Annotated in this window: 18 protein-coding genes; 10 read left to right on the top strand and 8 right to left on the bottom strand. The window is 59.2% G+C overall.

Going from position 1 to position 19,086, the window contains the following annotated elements; translation table 11 throughout:
- The 6 genes from dnaA to JHX88_RS00030 all read left to right on the top strand — a co-directional run bounded on the left by dnaA (position 1) and on the right by JHX88_RS00030 (position 7,753).
- Positions 1-1,374 (top strand): chromosomal replication initiator protein DnaA, encoded by a 1,374-nt coding sequence (gene dnaA / locus JHX88_RS00005; protein WP_076522222.1) that lies wholly within the window; start codon positions 1-3, stop codon positions 1,372-1,374.
- Positions 1,375-1,473: 99 nt separating this feature from the next.
- On the top strand, positions 1,474-2,592 hold the full coding sequence (dnaN, locus tag JHX88_RS00010; protein WP_076522223.1) for a DNA polymerase III subunit beta: 1,119 nt from the start codon (positions 1,474-1,476) through the stop codon (positions 2,590-2,592).
- Positions 2,589-3,668 (top strand): DNA replication/repair protein RecF, encoded by a 1,080-nt coding sequence (gene recF, locus JHX88_RS00015; protein WP_076522224.1) that lies wholly within the window; start codon positions 2,589-2,591, stop codon positions 3,666-3,668. The genes dnaN and recF overlap by 4 nt, the downstream gene beginning before the upstream one ends.
- The gene (locus JHX88_RS00020) at positions 3,665-4,300 is read left to right on the top strand and encodes a LysE family translocator (protein WP_076522225.1); all 636 of its coding nucleotides are present in this window, start codon (positions 3,665-3,667) and stop codon (positions 4,298-4,300) included. The genes recF and JHX88_RS00020 overlap by 4 nt, the downstream gene beginning before the upstream one ends.
- 94 nt (positions 4,301-4,394) lie before the next feature.
- Positions 4,395-6,833: a DNA topoisomerase (ATP-hydrolyzing) subunit B gene (gene gyrB, locus JHX88_RS00025; RefSeq protein ID WP_076522226.1), complete on the top strand. Its 2,439-nt coding sequence runs from the start codon at positions 4,395-4,397 to the stop codon at positions 6,831-6,833.
- 182 nt (positions 6,834-7,015) lie between these two features.
- A complete protein-coding gene (locus JHX88_RS00030) occupies positions 7,016-7,753 on the top strand; it encodes an outer membrane protein (RefSeq protein WP_076522227.1) in 738 nt (245 codons plus the stop codon).
- A 91-nt stretch (positions 7,754-7,844) separates the two neighbouring features.
- Here JHX88_RS00030 and JHX88_RS00035 read toward each other — a convergent pair whose 3' ends face one another.
- Positions 7,845-8,306 carry an Lrp/AsnC family transcriptional regulator gene (locus JHX88_RS00035; protein WP_272848138.1) on the bottom strand — a complete coding sequence of 154 codons (462 nt, stop codon included), beginning with the start codon at positions 8,304-8,306 and terminating at the stop codon, positions 7,845-7,847.
- A 102-nt stretch (positions 8,307-8,408) separates the two neighbouring features.
- Here JHX88_RS00035 and JHX88_RS00040 point away from each other — a divergent pair, with 102 nt between their 5' ends.
- Positions 8,409-9,797 (top strand): aminotransferase class V-fold PLP-dependent enzyme, encoded by a 1,389-nt coding sequence (locus tag JHX88_RS00040; protein WP_076522228.1) that lies wholly within the window; start codon positions 8,409-8,411, stop codon positions 9,795-9,797.
- Here the strand turns inward: JHX88_RS00040 and JHX88_RS00045 are convergent, their stop codons facing one another.
- A complete protein-coding gene (locus JHX88_RS00045; RefSeq protein WP_076522229.1) occupies positions 9,798-10,502 on the bottom strand; it encodes a helix-turn-helix transcriptional regulator in 705 nt (234 codons plus the stop codon).
- Positions 10,503-10,566: 64 nt separating this feature from the next.
- On the opposite strand from JHX88_RS00045, the gene JHX88_RS00050 reads away from it, so the two are divergent.
- On the top strand, positions 10,567-11,163 hold the full coding sequence (locus tag JHX88_RS00050; RefSeq protein WP_076522230.1) for a glutathione S-transferase family protein: 597 nt from the start codon (positions 10,567-10,569) through the stop codon (positions 11,161-11,163).
- A gap of 77 nt (positions 11,164-11,240) precedes the next feature.
- Here JHX88_RS00050 and rpsU read toward each other — a convergent pair whose 3' ends face one another.
- A complete protein-coding gene (rpsU, locus tag JHX88_RS00055; protein WP_022705914.1) occupies positions 11,241-11,447 on the bottom strand; it encodes a 30S ribosomal protein S21 in 207 nt (68 codons plus the stop codon).
- 99 nt (positions 11,448-11,546) lie between these two features.
- On the opposite strand from rpsU, the gene JHX88_RS00060 reads away from it, so the two are divergent.
- Together JHX88_RS00060 and JHX88_RS00065 are read left to right on the top strand one after the other, a co-directional pair.
- Entirely contained in the window at positions 11,547-12,203 is a 657-nt protein-coding gene (locus tag JHX88_RS00060; protein WP_076522231.1) for a COQ9 family protein, read from the top strand.
- 9 nt (positions 12,204-12,212) lie between these two features.
- Positions 12,213-13,202, top strand: a complete 990-nt coding sequence (locus tag JHX88_RS00065) for an NAD(P)H-quinone oxidoreductase (protein WP_076522232.1) — start codon at positions 12,213-12,215, stop codon at positions 13,200-13,202.
- A gap of 25 nt (positions 13,203-13,227) precedes the next feature.
- Here the strand turns inward: JHX88_RS00065 and JHX88_RS00070 are convergent, their stop codons facing one another.
- The 5 genes from JHX88_RS00070 to JHX88_RS00090 form a co-directional block, all read right to left on the bottom strand.
- Positions 13,228-14,415, bottom strand: coding sequence for a TIGR03862 family flavoprotein (locus JHX88_RS00070; RefSeq protein ID WP_076522816.1), 1,188 nt, complete (start codon positions 14,413-14,415; stop codon positions 13,228-13,230).
- Positions 14,416-14,423: 8 nt separating this feature from the next.
- Positions 14,424-15,452: a DNA polymerase III subunit delta gene (gene holA, locus JHX88_RS00075; RefSeq protein ID WP_076522233.1), complete on the bottom strand. Its 1,029-nt coding sequence runs from the start codon at positions 15,450-15,452 to the stop codon at positions 14,424-14,426.
- Entirely contained in the window at positions 15,449-15,946 is a 498-nt protein-coding gene (lptE, locus tag JHX88_RS00080; RefSeq protein ID WP_076522234.1) for an LPS assembly lipoprotein LptE, read from the bottom strand. Before lptE ends, holA begins: the two co-directional genes overlap by 4 nt.
- On the bottom strand, positions 15,933-18,470 hold the full coding sequence (gene leuS, locus JHX88_RS00085; protein ID WP_076522235.1) for a leucine--tRNA ligase: 2,538 nt from the start codon (positions 18,468-18,470) through the stop codon (positions 15,933-15,935). The genes lptE and leuS overlap by 14 nt, the downstream gene beginning before the upstream one ends.
- Before the next feature lie 84 nt (positions 18,471-18,554).
- Complete coding sequence (locus JHX88_RS00090; protein WP_076522236.1) at positions 18,555-19,034, bottom strand: DUF3576 domain-containing protein; 480 nt, start codon at positions 19,032-19,034, stop codon at positions 18,555-18,557.
- Positions 19,035-19,086: the final 52 nt, after the last annotated feature.

Here is a 19,086-nt window from a genome sequence, read left to right on the forward strand (position 1 = left end):
ATGGATGAAATTTGGGGGCAAGCATGTATCAAACTGGAAAAATCCGTCGGGCCGAATAACTTCAATCACTGGATCAAGCCCCTTCGTCTGACCGCCCTAGAAGAAGGCGTGGCGCGATTTTCCAGCCCCACGCGATTTATTTCCGATTGGGTGAGCCGTCATTTCGCAGATGACATCATGGGTGAGCTTTCGCGCCACGGCCAACACATCGAACGGCTGCGTTTCGAAGTTATCCCGCAAGAGGGGAATCAATCTCGTCCCGCTAACGAAAAGAATGGTTCCCGTCCGGCAACGGCGAAGGAGGCTCGGGATGTGGCCGATGCGGGCCGGCCAGAACTTGGTGCACCGCTGGACCCGCGTTTCACCTTTGGCAATTTCGTTGTCGGCAAGCCCAACGAGTTGGCGCATGCTGCCGCCCGTCGCGTGTCCGAGGGTGGTCCGGTCGGCTTCAACCCGCTTTTCCTCTATGGGGGCGTGGGTTTGGGCAAGACCCATTTGATGCATGCGATTGCACATGATTACCAGCAACACGACCCCTCGGCGCGCGTGCTGTACCTGTCAGCAGAGCAGTTCATGTATCGTTTTGTGCAAGCACTGCGCGAAAGCACGATCATGGATTTCAAGGGCATGTTCCGGAACGTGAACATGCTGATGGTGGATGATGTCCAGTTCATTGCCGGAAAGGACAGCACACAGGAAGAATTCTTCCACACTTTCAATGCATTGGTAGACCAAGGCAAGCAGATCGTCATCTCGGCTGATCGTACGCCGGCGGAAATCAAGGGTCTTGAAGAGCGGATCAAGTCACGTCTTTCCTGCGGCCTGATCGTCGACCTGCATCCCACCACTTACGAGTTGCGGCTTGGCATCCTGCAAGCCAAGACCGAGGTGTTTCGTCACCAACAACCGGATTTGCAGATCGGCAACGGTGTTCTGGAATTCCTTGCAAATCGAATCACCACGAATGTCCGTGTGCTTGAAGGCGCGCTTCAACGGCTGTTCGCCCATGCCAGCCTTCTGCGCCGCGAGATCACGCTGGAAGTCGCCCAAGAATGCCTGACGGATATCCTGCGCACCAATGACCGCAAGATCTCGATTGACGATATACAGCGCAAGGTGGCAGAGCATTACAATATCCGCCTTGCCGACATGATGGGCCCCAAGCGGGCGCGGAACGTGGCGCGCCCGCGTCAGATCGCGATGTACCTGTCGAAACAGCTGACCAATCGCTCGCTACCCGAGATCGGTCGCAGGTTCGGCGGGCGGGATCATACCACCATCATGCATGGCGTTCGCAAGATCGAGGAGCTGGCGGGCGAGGACCTTGGACTGGCCGAGGATATCGCCCTGCTCAGACGGCAACTTGAAGCTTGAAACTGACAGCTCAATGAAATCCTTGTGACCGTCACGGCAGGCGGTTACAAATCAGGTCCGAGAAATGGGCCGGTTGGCCTGAAGGGACAGGGAAGAGCGATGAAATTCTCGATTGAGCGCGCCGTTCTGGTCAAAGCCGTATCGCAGGCCCAATCGGTCGTTGAGCGGCGCAACACGATTCCCATTCTGGCCAATGTCCTGATCGAAGCGACGCCTGACGGTGTCAGCTTTCGTGCCACCGACCTGGATGTCGAGGTGGTGGATCGCGCGGTTGCCCAAGTGGAACGACCGGGCGCAACCACGGTTAGTGCCATCATGTTGAATGAGATCGCCCGGAAACTGCCTGATGGTGCCTTGGTGCAGATCACCTCGGACGACGCGGCGGGACGACTGACCGTCGAGGCGGGCCGGTCGAATTTCAACCTGGCCACGCTTCCACGCGAGGATTTTCCGGTTCTGGCTGCGACGGAATACAGCGCCAATTTCACAGCTTCGGCATCGGTCCTGCGACGCCTTTTCGACAAGGCGAAATTCGCGATATCGACCGAAGAGACCCGCTATTACCTCAATGGCGTTTACATGCATGTGGCGGAATCCGAAGATGGTCCGATGCTGCGTTGCGTGGCGACCGACGGGCATCGTCTGGCGCGTATCGATGCGGCGTTGCCCGATGGCGCTGCGGAGTTGCCGGGTGTCATCGTGCCACGCAAGACGGTGGGTGAGCTGCGCAAGCTCTTGGACGACGACGAGGCCGATATTGCGGTTTCCGTCAGCGAGACCAAGATCCGCTTTGCCACGGCCGATATCACGCTGACCTCGAAGGTCATCGACGGCACCTTCCCGGACTATTCCCGCGTCATTCCCTCGAACAACACCCGTAAGCTCGAGGTCGATGCGAGTGATTTCGCGCGCGCCGTGGATCGTGTGGCGACCGTCAGCAGCGAACGCTCACGCGCCGTCAAGCTGTCACTGGAGTCAGACCGGCTGGTTCTCTCGGTGAATGCGCCTGATTCCGGTGCAGCCGAGGAAGAGCTTATCGTGGCTTATTCCGACGAACCGCTGGAGATCGGTTTCAATGCCAAGTATCTGCAGGAGATCGCCAGCCAGGTCGATCGTGACAACGCCGTATTCATGTTCAACAGCTCGGGCGATGCCGCGCTGATCCGTGAAGGCAGCGATCAAAGCGCGATCTATGTCGTCATGCCGATGCGGGTGTGACGGTATCGAAGCTGTCGTTGGCGCAGTTCCGGTCCTGGCCGCGTTTGGATCTGGAACTCGATCAGCGGCCTCTGGCGATTTTTGGTCCAAACGGTTCGGGCAAGACCAATATACTGGAAGCCGTGTCGATGTTGGCCCCCGGCCGCGGGCTTCGGGCGGCTCCTGCCCTCGATCAGGCAAGGCAAGGACGAGATTCCGGTTGGCGAATCCGGGCACGCATCGGGGATCATGAGGTTGAGATCACCGCGCCGCCCGGTCAATCTCGTGGAGTTCTGATCGATGACAAGCAGGTGCCGCAAACGGCATTGGGGCGACTGCTTCGGGTGATCTGGCTGGTCCCGGCCATGGATCGGCTCTGGACCGATGCGCCTGAAACGCGGCGCAGGTTCATGGACCGGATCACGCTCAGCTTGTTTCCCGATCATGCCGATCATGCGCTTGGCTATGACAAGGCCATGCGTGAACGGAACCGGTTGCTGAAGGATCAGGTGACCGACCCCGGTTGGTATCGTGCGCTCGAGGCGCAGATGGCCACGGCGGGTGCTGCCCTCACCCGCAACCGGCAGGCGGCACTCGAAAGGATCATGGCGGCGCAACATCAAGACATGACCGGGTTTCCCGCTGCAACCATGACGCTGATGCCCGGAGAGGGACAAGCCGACGATCCGGACGAAGAGAGCATCGCCGCACGATTGGCCGCTATGCGGTCGCGTGATCTGGCGGCGGGGCGCAGTTTGACCGGCCCGCACCGCGCTGATCTTGGTGCGCATTGGGGCCCTCAGGAAATGCCCGCCGCATTGTCTTCTACCGGCGAGCAGAAGGCGCTGCTGCTGTCGCTGATGCTGGCCAATGCCCGTGCCCTATCGGATCAGCCGGTGGTCCTGTTGCTGGACGAGGTCGCCGCGCATCTCGACGCCGATCGGCGCGCGGCATTGTATGACCAGATCGCGTCCATGCCCGCACAGACATTGTTGACCGGGACAGGCCCGGAATTATTCACCGATTTCGGTGCAAGGGCGCGAAGGCTGTCGGTTTGTAAAGATGGTGGCGCCTCCAGCGCCGAGGAGGTGCAATGACGCTGCAAGCAGAGTCAATCTGGCTTTATGCCATTGCGATGATCGGGATCTGGTTCACACCCGGACCGGTCTGGGTGGCGATCATCGCGCGGGCACTGGCCTCGGGCTTCAGAGGGGTATGGCCCTTGGCGATCGGAGTTGCCATAGGTGATGCGATATGGCCGCTGATCGCGATTTTCGGTTTGGCCGTGATCGTTTCCCAAAACGCCATGATGATCGAGGCGATGCGTTGGGTCGCCGCAGCGGTTTTTATCGGCATGGGCGTCATGTTGTTGCGAAAGGCATCGCAGCCGGTGGAGCGCGACTCTCGTCTGACCCGCAGCGGCACATGGGCTGGATTCTCGGCAGGACTGTTGGCCATTGCCGGAAACCCCAAGGCGGCGTTGTTCTATGTTGGCGTGCTACCTGGTTTTTTTGATGTCACGCAGCTGACCGGCCTGGATGTCACGACCATTGTGGTCATGTCCTGTGTGATCCCCTTCTGCCTTAATCTCGGCATGGGAGGGGCTATCGCCGCTGCTCGTTCAAGACTGTCCAGCCCGACCGGTTTAAGGCGAATGAATCTGGTCTCGGGCGGGTTATTGATCGCGGTCGGTTGCGTGATCGGGTTTGGACAGATGCTGGCCGGCTGAACCCGGCCGAAGAGTTGGAAAAAACCGTGTGTTTGCCGTGACTTTTCCTTCGCGAATGACTATATCGTCATCAAGTTGATAGGAACGATAGCACATGACCAACACCGCCCCGCAGCCCGCAGATTACGGTGCAGATTCCATCAAGGTTCTCAAGGGGTTAGAGGCCGTCCGCAAGCGACCTGGCATGTATATCGGCGATACCGATGATGGCAGTGGTCTGCATCACATGGTTTACGAGGTCGTCGATAACGGCATCGACGAGGCGTTGGCCGATTATGCCGACTACGTGAAAGTCGAAATCCACGCAGATAACAGCGTCAGCGTTCGTGATAATGGCCGAGGTATCCCGGTCGAGATGCATTCCGGTGAAGGAGTCAGCGCTGCCGAGGTCATCATGACCCAGCTTCACGCGGGCGGGAAATTCGACCAGAACAGCTACAAGGTCTCGGGTGGTCTGCACGGCGTCGGCGTCTCGGTCGTGAATGCGCTCAGCGACTGGCTTGAATTGCGCGTCTGGCGCAATGGCAAAGAGCATTACGCCCGCTTCGAGCATGGCGATACCGTCGAACATCTTCGCGTGGTCGGCGATGCGGCAGAAGGAGAAACCGGGACCGAGGTCCGTTTCCTTGCTTCTGCCAAGACGAATAACCCGGACGGCACCTTCAGCAATCTGGAGTACAGCTTCAAGACGCTCGAAAACCGTCTGCGGGAACTGGCCTTCCTGAACAGCGGCGTAAGGATCATCCTGGAGGACAGCCGCCACGCTGATTTGCAACGGACCGAGCTATTCTACGAGGGCGGCGTGCGCGAATTCGTGAAATATCTTGATCGGTCCAAGACATCCGTCATGCCTGAACCGATCTTCATCACCGGCGATCGCAATGGCATAGGGGTCGAGGTCGCGATGTGGTGGAATGACAGCTACCACGAGACCGTACTGCCATTCACAAATAACATCCCGCAGCGGGATGGCGGCACCCATATGGCGGGGTTCCGCGGTGGGCTGACGCGTGTGATCAATCAATATGCGCAATCCAGCGGGATCGCGAAGAAGGAGAAGGTTGATTTCACCGGCGACGACGCGCGCGAAGGACTGACTTGCGTGCTGTCGGTCAAGGTGCCCGACCCGAAGTTCTCCAGCCAGACCAAGGATAAGCTGGTTTCAAGCGAGGTTCGCCCCGCGGTCGAGGGAATGGTTAACGAGAAACTGGCCGAGTGGTTCGAGGAAAACCCGAACGAAGCCAAGCAGATCGTTGGCAAGATCATCGAAGCCGCATTGGCGCGCGAAGCCGCCCGCAAGGCACGAGAACTGACCCGACGCAAGACTGCGATGGATGTTGCCAGCTTGCCCGGCAAACTGGCCGATTGCCAGGAGAAGGATCCCTCCCTGTCCGAACTCTTCATCGTCGAGGGTGACTCGGCGGGGGGATCCGCCAAGCAAGGGCGTTCGCGCAAAAATCAGGCGGTGCTGCCTTTGCGCGGCAAAATCCTGAACGTCGAGCGCGCACGTTTCGACCGGATGCTGTCATCGGAAACGGTCGGCACGCTGATCACGGCATTAGGGACCGGGATCGGGCGCGACGAATTCGATCTGTCCAAGTTGCGCTATCACAAGATCATTATCATGACTGATGCCGATGTGGACGGTGCGCATATCCGGACGTTGTTGTTGACGTTCTTCTTCCGCCAGATGCCTGAATTGATCGAGGCTGGGCACCTCTATATTGCTCAGCCGCCGCTTTATAAGGTTGGACGCGGGCGGTCCGAAGTTTATCTGAAGAACGAGGCCGCATTGGAGGATTACCTGATTCAGCAAGGTATTGACGGCGCAGCATTGCGGCTTGGATCAGGCGAGGAAATCGTGGGCAACGATCTGGCCCGCGTCGTGGAAGAGGCGCGTAGTGCCCGGCGGATTTTGCGGGCATATCCGACACATTACCCGCCACATATCACGGAACAGGCCGCAATCGCCGGGGCCTTGGTGCCAGGCAGGGTTGATTCGGATGCGCAGGGAGCCGCTGACGCTGTCGCCGCGCGTCTGGATATGGTGGCCGAGGAGTACGAGCGCGGTTGGGGGGGGCGTCCGACTCAGGATGGCGGCATCCGACTGACTCGGATGCTTCGTGGGGTCGAGGAGAACAGGACACTCGATGGCCAGATGCTGAGAAGTGGTGAAAGCCGCCGATTGGGCGAAATGACACAGGCTTTGCAGGATATCTATGCCAAACCTGCGCGCTTGGTTCGCAAGGACCGTGAAATACCGATCTTTGGCCCGCTCGGTTTGCTCGCGGCGATTTTCCTGGAAGGTGAGAAGGGCCTTTCGCTCCAACGATATAAGGGGCTGGGGGAGATGAACCCTGATCAGCTCTGGGAAACCACACTGGATCCGGTTGCGCGGACCATGCTGCAAGTTCATATCGAGGATGTTGCCGAGGCGGAGGATCTGTTCACCAAACTGATGGGTGATGTCGTGGAGCCGCGGCGGGAATTCATTCAGCAGAATGCTCTCAGCGTCGAGAATCTCGACATCTGACGACCCGGAGATTCGGGTGTGGTATATCTGCTGCATTCGACGGCGTATTCATGCCGGTGAGCAAATATGCCGTTAATGTCAGATTGCAATTTGCATCTACGGGGCGTTATCTGCGCTTACCCTGCCGACATGTTTGCTGGAATTGCGTTGCATGCGGCACCCTAGAGTATTGGAGATTCGAAATGCGTGGAAAGATTCTTGCCACGGTCTGTGCTGTTTCAAGCGTTACATTTATGGTTGGTGGTGTAGCATATGCTGGTGGCTATGTTGCCCCCGTTATCGAAGAAGCCCCGGTGGTTGTTGAGCCGACTCCGGTTTCCGATTGGGCTGGTGCATATGTCGGCGGATCACTGGGCTATGCGTTCGGCGGCGATGATGTTATCGGGCTTGAGAGTAGCGACGGGAGCGAGCGTGCCACTGATCTCGGCGAAGCCGACATTAAAGGCGTTAATGGCGGGCTTCATGCGGGTTATCGCTGGCAGAGGGACAACTGGGTCTTTGGCCCCGAGCTGGGTATCGAAGGCGGTAGCGTCGATGGAAGCGACAGTTTCAACGCACTCGGGATGGATCGGGAACTCGAATCCAAGCTGAACTATCTGGTGTCGCTGCGGATGAAGACCGGCTATGCCGTGAACCCGGAAACGCTGGTTTACGGAACCTTTGGTGTCGCCCATGGCGATTTTGACTATAAACTGTCGGATGCGAACGCTTCCTACACGGAAGGTTTCTCCGATACCGGCGTCACGGCGGGGCTGGGCGTTGAGCGCAAGCTGAACGAACGCCTGTCGATGTTTGCCGAGTGGGAATATCGGCACTTTGAAAAGACCGCTGTCACCTTTGCAACGGATGGCGGCGATCTGGTTTCTCAGGCAACTCCGAAGCACCATAATATCAAGGTCGGTGTGAACTATCGCTTCTGATAGACCGAAATTGCAAGAATTCGGGGGCCGGCAGATATAACCTGCCGGCCTTTTCTTTACATTTACCTGTACATTGGCTTCGATTCGTCTGTCATGGCAATCGAAACGGGCGGCCCTCGAATATGGTCTCCATCGAGAACACGCCTGTGACACGTTCAAGGTTCATATCTTCGATCAGCGCCTTGTAGCATCGATCATAGCCGCTCATCGATGTTGTCACCAGCTTGGCCATATAATCCCATTCGCCGCCGATCCTGTGAAATTCAGTAATCTCCGGTATCGACTCGACGCGGGCGCGAAAGCGACGGGCCCAAGCATCATCGTGATGTCGGGTGCGAATCATCACGAACACGGTCAAATGCAGTCCGGCGCCTGCTGCATTGATGATCGCGCGGCTTCCCTGCAGAATCCCGGCTTCGGTCAGTTTTTGTAGCCTCCGCCAACAGGCGTTCTGTGACAATCCGATTCGCTCTGCCAATTCACGCTGCGACAGAGAAGCATCCTGTTGCAAAGCCTCCAGGATATGGTGGTCAATATTGTCTAAATGAAGCATAGTGGCAATCATTTGACCCAATTAATAATAAAAAACAAGGTAAAAGCTAAGCGTCTTCCACGATGCGCTGTGTCATTCTAGGAAATAAGACGGAGGTGACATGTGAGCTTATTTGCTAGATTTCGGGAAGGTTTGGATAATGTCCGCGCCTTACATGACGGGTTAATCGGTCGCGATGCGATGGTTCCCGGTCCATTCGGTCCACACCGGTTGATCTATGCTGATTACGTCGCCTCGGGGCGCGCCCTGCATCAGGTCGAAAAGACCATCATTGAAGAGGTGCTACCTTGGTATGCCAACAGTCATACCGAGGCCAGCCATTGCGGCGGCATGATGACTCGCCTGAGACGAGCAGCGCGAGCCGAGATCCTGCATTGCACCGGTGGCGGGGACGAGCATGCTGTTCTTTTTACCGGTTCCGGAGCGACCGCGGGGTTGAACCGATTGGTTCATGTCTTCGGTGTCGGGCCGGGGTGGACGGTATTGATCGGTCCATATGAACATCACTCCAATATCCTGCCTTGGCGGGAAAGCGGCGCCAGGGTGGTCGAGATACCCGAGGCACAGGCAGGCGGCCCCGATCTATCGGCAATCCGGACGGAACTTGACCGTGGAGGACCAATCTTCGGCGCATTCTCGGCAGCCTCCAATGTCACTGGAGTGGTAACTGACGTCGCTGCGGTGACACGGCTGATGAAAGATCGCGGTGCCAAAATCCTGTGGGACTATGCGGGGGGAGCGCCCTATCTGCCCATCGACATGAGCCTGGGAATGGACGCCGTTGTCACCTCCCCCCATAAGTTCATTGGTGGGCCGGGGGCGTCCGGGGTAACGATCCTGCGCAGGGATTCGGTGGTGGCATCACGACCAACCCAACCGGGAGGCGGCACGGTTCGCTTCGTCAATTCTCAGGGGCAGGATTATGCGTTGACCGTGGAGGCAAGAGAGGAAAGCGGAACGCCCAATGTGATCGGCGACATTCGAGCGGCGATGGTCTTCGCCTTGAAAGATGCGATAGGGCAGAAGCAAATCGATACAATCCATTCCCGCTGGCAGGACAAGGCGGCGCGCTTGAATACCGTTGCCGAGTTGCAGATGCTTGGGCATCCGACGGCGGCGCGGCTGCCGATCCTTGCTTTTCGAATCCGCGATGGCCAGGGCGGGTTCATCCACCAGCAACTTGCGACCCGAATGCTGTCGGATCTTTACGGGGTTCAGGCGCGCGGCGGCTGCGCTTGTGCCGGGCCATATGTCCATCGGCTGCTGGAAATAGATGAGGAATCGTCGACTCAGCTGCGCTCCGCAATCCTGCGCGGCGAGGAAATTCAAAAACCCGGTTTCGTGCGCCTGAATTTGTGCTGGGCTGCCCCCGAGGATGAGATCGACATGATCCTTGATGCTGTTTGCGATCTGGCAAGCAATGCGTCGCGCTATGCGGACCAATATTCCTGCGATCCAGCGACGGCGATATTCAGCCCGGTCGCGGCGTGATCATCCCGTGCAAACCGGAGGGCGGGCATTGCGTTTGGACGCATATTCGCGGACCAGCGCAACACGATGAGGACGAAAGCTGTCGCCCGTGGCGCGCAACGCTTCGATGCGATTGACGTGGAAGATGCGAAAATCCATGCGCAAACGGCAATAGGCAAGAAGCATCAATGTGTGCTGTGAATACGACAGGCCAAGCGGCCAGATAGAGCGGCGCGAAGCTGCGCCCTTGAGATCGACATAGTCTATTTCAAGCTCCGTCTCATCCCAGCATCCCGCACGAATCACGGCAAGGTCAATGCGGGGTGGCACGCGTTCGGGGCCGGCGTCGAAGCTGCGCATTACGGCGTGTAAAGCCTGCCGTGACTGACGCTCGGGCAGCGTGGCGATGATGCGAGCGAGCGCGTCATGCGCTGCCGAGGTCAAGTCGGGATCACCAATGCGCCCGAGCGCATCTACCGCCAGCCGCAGCGCTTCGATCTCGAGCCGCGAGAAGCTTTGCGGCGGCAGCGCAGGATCCTCGGTCAGGGTATAACCCAACCCGGCTTCGCCATCGATCAGGGCTCCACCGGCCCTCAGCGTTGCGATGTCACGATAAAGCTGACGCTGTGAAACACCGGTTTCCTCCGCCAATCTGATTGCGGTGACCGGTGCCGGCAGGCGACGCAGCAGATCCATCAAGCGCATCAGGCGATCGGTTCGGGCCATGCTGCCTCTTTTTGTCAGTGGGCTTCCGTTAATTCTTGGCCATCATTTGCCAAGGAGACAACCCATGCCGACTCTTTATCATGCTCCCAACAGCCGCTCGACCTCCATCGTCCAGCTCGTCGAAGAAATGGGGCTGACCGATCAGATCGATATCGTCACAGTCACCATCGCCCGGCAAGACGGCTCGGGCGGTCGTGATCCCCAGAATCCGCATCCCGAAGGCAAGGTACCATATCTGGTGAATGAGAAAGATCATATCCGGGAACGTGGCGCGATCATCACATATCTGACCGACATGTTCCCGGAAAGCGGGCTCGGCCGCTCTGCCGGTGATCCGCAGCGCGGGGAGTATCTGACATGGTTATTCTACTATCAGGGAGTTATCGAGCCCGTCGCTATCCTACATTTCGCACAGCTCAGCCATCCTGCCATCGAGGCGTCACTGCGCGATTATGACACCATGCTGACGCGGTTGGACGAGGTGCTTGTCAAGCAACCTTACCTTCTGGGCGAAAGTTTCAGCGCGGTTGACCTGCTCTGCTCCGGGCCCTTCGCCTGGTTTGGCGATCAAATGCCATCGACTCCGGCCATCGACGCATGGGTTGCGCGCTGCCAGGATCGAGAAGCTGCACGGAGGGTTCAAGCCAAGGACAATTCCTGAACGAGAGCCGCCGCTCTCAAAAGCAGACCCCCGAGGCATTGCCGCGGGGGTCGCTGAATACGCGTGATCGCGTCGTCTTACAGTGCGCCTTCGCGCTGTGCCTTTTTACGGGCCAGCTTGCGGGCGCGACGAACGGCCTCGGCCTTTTCACGGGCTTTCTTGACCGACGGCTTCTCGAAATGTTGCCGAAGCTTCATCTCGCGGAAGACACCTTCGCGCTGAAGTTTCTTTTTCAGAGCACGAAGCGCCTGTTCGACATTGTTGTCGCGAACATTGACCTGCATGTGGTTGTCACCACCTTCCTAGGTTAGAGTTGATCTGATTGCAGGAGGCGTTCTTCTAGCAGCGAAGAGCACCCTTGTCCAGATAAAGGCCCGGAAACCATGCAAACAGATCGCGAAACCCTGCTGAATGCGGCGCTCGACCACGTTCCGTTCGAAGGAATGAATGATCGTGCCCTGCTGGCAGGGGCTGCGGATATCGACATGCCCGAATCGCTCGCCCGTGTGCACTTTCCTCAGGGAGGGGCTGGATTGGCCGCGGCTTATCACCGTCGGGCGGATGCCCAATTGCGTGAGTGGTTGACCGAGGTGTCGCCACAAGGACGCTTTCGTGACCGAATAGCGGATGCTGTCTGGCATCGCTTGTCGCTGGTACAGCCAGAGCTGGTGCGCGCCGGCGCCGCGACATTGGCGCTACCTGGAAATGCGGCGCTCGGGACCCGCTTGGTGTGGGAGACAGCGGATGCGATCTGGTCCGGGCTTGGCGATAGCTCGGATGACGCAAACTGGTATAGCAAGCGCGCGACCCTCTCGGCCGTGGTCGGGGCAACGGTTCTGTTTTGGCTGGGAGACGAATCTGATTATCAGGCAGAGACCCGGGCTTTTCTTGACCGTCGGATCGATGGTGTGATGCGGTTCGAAAAGACAAAGGCATCACTGCGCAAGATTCCGGGCGCCGAGTCGCTCGGAAATCTGGCTTTCGGTTGGATACGCGCGCCACGTCAACGTAACCTGCCCGGAAAGATGCAGACAAAATAAGGAAGCACCATGTTCTCCGACACGATGAAAGCTATCGAGATTGCCACGCCGGGTGACGCGGATGCGCTGCGAGTAACTGGCCGGCCCGTACCGGTGCCCGGACATGATCAGATCCTGATCAAGGTCGCTTATGCCGGTGTGAACCGTCCGGATGTTCTGCAGCGTCAGGGAGCTTATGCACCGCCTCCGGGCGCTTCGGATTTGCCGGGATTGGAAGCGTCGGGCGAGGTAGTCGGGGTTGGTGCAGGGGTAACCCGCTGGCGCAAGGGCGAAAAGGTGACTGCGCTGTTGCCAGGGGGCGGCTATGCGGAATATGCGGTTTGCAATGCCGATCATGCCTTGGCGATTCCCGAAGGAATGGGACTGCGTGAGGCCGCTTGTCTGCCCGAAACGGCCTTCACCGTGTGGTCCAACGTCGTTGCCCGCGGCGGATTGCAGGCAGGCGAGCGGTTTCTGGTCCATGGCGGCACCTCCGGTATCGGCATGATGGCGATTCAGATCGCGCGTGCGCTTGGCGCTCGGGTTTGGGCGACTGCGGGAAGCGAGGAAAAATGCGCGGCGATCACCAAGATCGGGGCAAGCGCGATCAACTATCGCGAAGAGGATTTCGTTCAGCAGGTAACTGCCGAAGGTGGCGCCGATTTGATCCTCGACATGGTCGGTGGAAGCTATATTCCACGCAACATCAAGGCATTGGCAAATGATGGCCGATTGGTCATGATCGCCTTTCTCGAGGGGCCGAAGGTCGAGCAGAACTTTGCCCAGATCATGGTGAAGCGACTGACCGTCACCGGCTCGACCCTGCGGCCGCAATCGGATACGGCAAAGGCTGAAATTGCACAGGCGCTGCGCGACCGGCTCTGGCCCTTGATAGAATCAGGCGCGGTCAATGTAACCATCGACAGCGAATTTGCCTTGAAAGATGCCGCGGATGCTCATCGCCGGATGGAGAGTAGCGGGCATATCGGCAAGATCGTTCTGAAAGTTTCAGACGATTGATCCGCCTCCGTGGCTGGTTGCCCCTCTATCCCGTCTTGTCGTGATAGAGGGCGGCAGCCAGTCCCGCTCGCCGCCCGGTTGCGAGACACCCGGTGATCAGGTAACCGCCGGTTGGTGCCTCCCAATCCAGCATTTCACCAGCGACGAAAACGCCGGGGAGTGCTCTCAGTTGCAAATCCGGGGCCATGGCGCTTCCGGTGATGCCTCCCGCTGCCGAGATTGCGTGGTCCAAACCCATCGTACCATCGTGGCGCAGAGGCAAGGCTCTGGCCAGTTTCGCCCAATCTGATGCTTTCACGGGCCAGGGCTGGCCCCATTCCAACAGTATAGCCGTCTTTACCGGCTCACCAAGCACCCGGCGCAGCCAGTTGCCGATCGAGAGTTTGCCTTTGGGCTTTCCGAAACGCTGCTCAACGGCGGTTTGATCCAGATCCGGAAACAGATCGACTTTTGCTTCCATTCCGTTCCGGATTTGCGCGGCAATCTCGTAAACACCGCCACCTTCGATGCCAGTGCTGGTAATGACCCATTCTCCACGGGCTATCTGAGGTCCCGCATGGATTGCGACCCCTTTAACCGCCGATCCGAAATGCCGCTGCATGGCGGCTGACCAATGAACCTGCAGCCCCATATTCGCGGGTTGAAACCGAGCGAGATCCACCCCGGAGGCCTCTAGCATGGGTGTCCAGCTGGCATCGGAGCCCAAGCGAGGCCAGCTTGCTCCACCCAAGGCCAGGACGGTTACCGATGGGGCTAGCGTCCTCTTACCTTCGAATGTCGAAAAGTGGAAACCATTCTCGAGACCGATCCATTTCCAACGCGTCCGCAGCTCTACCCCCGCTTCTCGCAATCGAGCCAGCCACAAGCGGAGCAATGGCGACGCTTTCATACCCACTGGAAACACACGTCCGGTCGAGCCGGTGAACAACTCGATTCCCAGTCCTTGCGCCCAATCCCTGACCTCGTTCGGCCCGAAATCGGGTTCCTCGGTATCCCAATATCCCAACGCCTCACGGGCACCGCCACTGAAACGCCTGATGAAATCCGGGAAAGGCTCGTCCTTGGTCAGGTTCAGGCCCGATTTGCCTGCCATCAGGAATTTTCGGGCAGGTGTTGGCATGGCCTCGGTAATCACGACGTGCCGCCCAGCTTCGGCGAGTGTTTCGGCCGCCATCAACCCGGCAGGTCCGGCTCCGATGACCAACGCGTCGATCCGTTCGGTCACCGCCTGCCTCGATTGCTCATTGCCAACCGGATCAGGGTTCGCTCCATCAGGGCCATCTGTGGCGCCCGGCTGGAGCTTCGCAGCGTCAGGTCGGTGGTCAGCAATTGCGAAATCGCCTCTTCCAAGGGGGCCACACCCCAGTTCTGAGCTTGCCGGGTCATTCGTTCACGGCGAGGTCCGAAAACCGGAGGGCGCATTCGTGACAACCCGGCTCCCGGTCCTTGCGGGTCCGCTGCGGCCATATGTAACGCCCGGAAATGCCTGAGGGCGGCAATGCACAGACTGACCGGTGTGATGCCCTGTCCCTCGATGCGCCGCATCAAGGGGCCGAATTCGTCTGAACGTCCCTCGGCGACCACATGCAGTAATTCGTCCATTTCCGCTTCGATCGTCGCGGGTGTGTTCAAGGCGATCTCGGCCGGAGTCAGGGGGGTCGAATCACCGTATTTGTAAAGCCCAATCTTCTCGATGGTCTGGCGCATGTCGCCGGGGTCCAGGGCGCGGGCCAATGTCATCAGATCGCGCATGGCATCACGAGGCACCTCGCGCAGACCGGAGGCTGCCAGCCATTGGGCGATCTCTTCTTCGCCAGGCGGATCGTCATAAATTGGCGCGACAACAGCCTGCTTATGCGGTTCGAACAATTTGCGAAGCGCCGAGGATTTTGCCAATCCACCGGCGGTAATCACGATCACCGCATCGCCGGGTTGCCAAGCCTCCAACGCCGCACGGATCGCATCAGCGCCACTGTCTGGCGTGTCTTCGACCAATACGACTCGGGGTCCGGGGAAAAAGCCGACCTCCTTGATGGCATCCATCAATGTGGCGGGATCTTTTTTCAACCCTGATCCGCCCAAGCGGGTCAGCCGCATCTCTTCGTCGGCATTCTCACCAACCAGTGACGCGACCGCTTCGGCCCGTTTCAGCACCACGCGCATCGCATCCTGACCATAGATCAGCAAGGCCGGACGCGACGGATCGGGCCGCGCGAGGTAGCGGGCGATTTCTCCGCCCTTCAGATTCATGTCTCGGGCAAGGCGGCAGAGGCCGCCAGCAATCGTGTGACCACCTGATCGGCGAGCATCCGAGCCAGCCGTTCCCGCGCATCACGTTCGGCGCTGAGGGTGGCGATGGTGGTTCCCGTGGTGGAATAGGAGGTAAAGCTGCTGACCCGCCCCGATGCCAACACCTTGCCCGAGCTTTCCTTGAGCGAGAAATCCGCAGTACCGTTAAGCGAATAGCGGGTGGTGACCTCGTCGGGCGTGATCGCCTGCGGCACCACACCGATACTGACGAGATAGTCGAGATCGTACAGCGCCTGCCCGTCCGGCCCCAGCCTTTCGGCCAACCGGCGGTTGAAGGCGAAATCCTCGTAGGTCTTCGGATCGCGGGGCCGGATCTTGCCAAGCAGCCGATCACCCGCGCCTCCGGGGCCATAGACCGGGGTCAATCCGCAGGCGGTCAAGGCCAGCACGCCTGCAAGGGCTGCGCGCCGGGTAAGGCGATCAGGCAACGACATTGACAATCCGTCCCGGCACGACGATCAGTTTCTTGGGTGTCGCGCCATCAAGAAAGCGCCGCACGGTATCATCCGCCAGCACCAGCGCTTCGATCTGGTCCTTGGGCATGTCCTTGGCCACGCTGATCTCGGCCCGGCGCTTGCCATTGATCTGGATGGGGAGGGTCACGGTGTCATCCTCCAGCATCGCGGGATCCGCCTTGGGCCAATCGGTATCGACAACCATGCCCTGACCGCCCGCCATCGCCCAGATATCCTCGGCCATATGCGGGACCATCGGTGCCATCAACTGCGCCATGATCCGCAAGACAGCCCTCCTTGATTCACCGCCTGCCTTGGATTTCCCCACTGCATTGGCCAGTTCATAGAGCTTGGCAACGGCCTTGTTGAACGCAAAGCTTTCAATGGATTTGGTCACATCGGCAATCGCCCGGTGCGCGGCACGGGTCAGGTCCGGATCATCCCCATCTTCGCCAACCTCTTCGGCAAGGCGCCAGACTCGTGACAGGAACTTGTTCGCGGCCTCCGCCCCTGCGGCGGTCCATTCGACGTCACGTTCAGGCGGGCTGTCGGAGAGCATGAACCAGCGTGCGGTATCGGCTCCGAAGCTGGATACAATATTGACCGGATCGACGACATTCTTCTTGGATTTCGACATCTTGGCCGAGGGAACGGTTTCGACCTCCGTTCCATCTGCCAGTTTCCCGTCGGTTACATCATCGGGCAAGTGATAGATCGGCCGGCCTCGTTCGTCGCGAGTCTGGTAGATCTCATGCGTCACCATGCCTTGTGTGAACAGCGCGTTGAATGGTTCTTTTGCCGTTTCCGGCAGATGGCCAGTCTTGACCATCGCCCGCGCGAAAAAGCGGGAATAGAGCAGGTGCAGGATCGCGTGTTCTATCCCACCGATATACTGATCCACATTCATCCAGTAATCGGCGTCCGCCCGGTTTGTCGGCTTGTCCGCATGGGGCGAAGTGAAGCGCGCGAAATACCACGAGGAATCCACGAAAGTGTCCATCGTGTCAGTCTCGCGCAGCGCCTTGCCCCCGCATTGCGGGCAGGTGGTCTGCCGCCATGCCAAGTGCCGGTCCAGAGGATTGCCCGGCTGCTCGAAGCTAACATCCTGCGGTAACAGCACCGGTAGATTTTCCTTTGCTTCGGGCACTGTGCCGCAAGCCTCGCAATGCACGACCGGTATAGGGCAGCCCCAATAGCGCTGCCGGGAGATACCCCAGTCACGCAGCCGGAACTTGGTCACGCCTTCGCCATAGCCCGCTGCTTCGGCATGGGCGATCGCGGCGTCGACGGCGACCTCGCCAGTCTGGTCGGTCTCGCCCGCGAAACCGCGGACATAGGTGACGGGCTCGGATTTCAGGGGGACATATGGCGCCGTGGCAACCATCGCATCGGCCTGTGCCAGGTCCATGCCGCGTTCCCCGAAGGTCGCACGGATCGGCAGACCGTATTTGCAGGCGAACTCGTGGTCGCGCTCGTCATGGGCAGGCGAGCCGAAGATTGCACCGGTTCCGTAATCCATCAGCACGAAATTCGCAATCCAGATCGGCAGTTTCCAATCCGGATCAAGCGGATGGTGAGCTGTTAGCCCGGTGTCGAAACCCATCTTGGGCGCCGTCTCGATTGCTTCTTCGGTGGTGCCGATGCGGCGGCATTCCTCGCAGAACTCTGCGATATCCGCATTGTCCTTTGCCAATGCCCTGATCATCGGATGATCCGGAGACATTGCCAGAAAAGAGGCACCCATCAAGGTGTCGGGGCGGGTCGTGTAAACCTCGATTGCGTCGAACCCATCAGGCGCATCATCCGTCGCAAATCCGAATTGCAGCCCGCGGGATTTGCCGATCCAGTTCTGCTGCATCAGGCGCACCTTGTCGGGCCAGCCTGTCAGCCCGTCCAGTGCGTCCAGCAACTCCTCGGAATAATCCGAGATGCGAAAGAACCATTGCGTCAGTTCCTTTCGCTCGACCTCCGCGCCCGAGCGCCACCCTTTGCCGTCGATCACCTGTTCATTTGCCAGCACGGTCATGTCGACCGGGTCCCAGTTGACCATGGCCGATTTGCGGGTGATCAGCCCGGCATCTAGGAAATCCAGGAACAATGCCTGTTGCTGCGCAACATAATCATCGTCACAGGTGGCGAATTCCCGGCTCCAGTCGATGGACAGGCCCAGTGGCTTCAACTGATCGCGCATGGTGGCGATGTTGCCATATGTCCAGTCGCGGGGATGGCCGCCCTGTTCCATTGCGGCGTTTTCGGCGGGCATGCCGAAGGCGTCCCAGCCCATCGGGTGCAGCACGTTGAAACCCTGGGCACGTTTGAACCGTGCCACGACATCGCCCATGGTATAGTTGCGCACATGTCCCATATGGATGCGCCCGGAGGGATAGGGAAACATCTCCAGCACGTAATATTTGGGCCGCTCGTCACGGATGGCGGTAAAGCTGCCGGCATCGGCCCAGGCTTTCTGCCATCGGGCTTCGCTGCTGGAGGGATCATAGGGCATATCGGACCTCGGGCGTCGTCATTCACTTGCCGCAGGATGTATACGGCAGGCGAGGTCAGGTCCAGTGGCGCAACTTGGTGCTACCTACAGCTTGCCGTCGCGGATACGCATTTGCCGCGCACGGGTCAGGATCGCGTCCTCGACGGCCCGAACCGTTCCCGGCGCCACGGACGCCCCGCCGGGACCTTGTAGCGACAGTTTGAGCGCGCGAGCGTCCATCGCCGGATCGCTGATCTTGACGGTGGCGCGATAGGACCGGCCACCACCCGGCGGTGTGCCATAGCCGGTCACGATAACCCCGGTGAACGGATCGACGGACTGGATGGGCAGGAAATTCAGCACATCGAGACTGGCATTCCAGAGGTATTTGTTGACCGCGACGGTCGTGTTGGGATTCGTCCTGTTGCCGAAGACGTCCCAGATCGTGGTCTGTCGGGCATCGGCACGCATGTCCGGCTCGATCGGGCCGTTGCTGGAATTGCCTTGGCCGCCGCCGCCGCATGCGGCAAGGCCGACGCAAAGCGTGGAAACGATCATCAATTGCGCTGCGCCTACCGTCTTCATGAAATCCCCCGGTTCTTCGCGTTGATCGCAGCTTTAGCGCGGAACCCCCCCT

The organism is Paracoccus saliphilus, assembly GCF_028553805.1.
Taxonomy (GTDB): domain Bacteria; phylum Pseudomonadota; class Alphaproteobacteria; order Rhodobacterales; family Rhodobacteraceae; genus Paracoccus; species Paracoccus saliphilus.

Coding starts and splice junctions, on each gene's coding strand:
- JHX88_RS00090 (WP_076522236.1), bottom strand. CDS start 19,034: ATGAAGACGGTAGGCGCAGCGCAATTGATGATCGTTTCCACGCTTTGC.
- JHX88_RS00020 (WP_076522225.1), top strand. CDS start 3,665: ATGACGCTGCAAGCAGAGTCAATCTGGCTTTATGCCATTGCGATGATC.
- dnaA (WP_076522222.1), top strand. CDS start 1: ATGGATGAAATTTGGGGGCAAGCATGTATCAAACTGGAAAAATCCGTC.
- JHX88_RS00030 (WP_076522227.1), top strand. CDS start 7,016: ATGCGTGGAAAGATTCTTGCCACGGTCTGTGCTGTTTCAAGCGTTACA.
- JHX88_RS00035 (WP_272848138.1), bottom strand. CDS start 8,306: ATGCTTCATTTAGACAATATTGACCACCATATCCTGGAGGCTTTGCAA.
- lptE (WP_076522234.1), bottom strand. CDS start 15,946: ATGTCGTTGCCTGATCGCCTTACCCGGCGCGCAGCCCTTGCAGGCGTG.
- gyrB (WP_076522226.1), top strand. CDS start 4,395: ATGACCAACACCGCCCCGCAGCCCGCAGATTACGGTGCAGATTCCATC.
- JHX88_RS00065 (WP_076522232.1), top strand. CDS start 12,213: ATGTTCTCCGACACGATGAAAGCTATCGAGATTGCCACGCCGGGTGAC.
- JHX88_RS00045 (WP_076522229.1), bottom strand. CDS start 10,502: ATGGCCCGAACCGATCGCCTGATGCGCTTGATGGATCTGCTGCGTCGC.
- JHX88_RS00050 (WP_076522230.1), top strand. CDS start 10,567: ATGCCGACTCTTTATCATGCTCCCAACAGCCGCTCGACCTCCATCGTC.
- dnaN (WP_076522223.1), top strand. CDS start 1,474: ATGAAATTCTCGATTGAGCGCGCCGTTCTGGTCAAAGCCGTATCGCAG.
- holA (WP_076522233.1), bottom strand. CDS start 15,452: ATGAATCTGAAGGGCGGAGAAATCGCCCGCTACCTCGCGCGGCCCGAT.
- JHX88_RS00060 (WP_076522231.1), top strand. CDS start 11,547: ATGCAAACAGATCGCGAAACCCTGCTGAATGCGGCGCTCGACCACGTT.
- leuS (WP_076522235.1), bottom strand. CDS start 18,470: ATGCCCTATGATCCCTCCAGCAGCGAAGCCCGATGGCAGAAAGCCTGG.
- rpsU (WP_022705914.1), bottom strand. CDS start 11,447: ATGCAGGTCAATGTTCGCGACAACAATGTCGAACAGGCGCTTCGTGCT.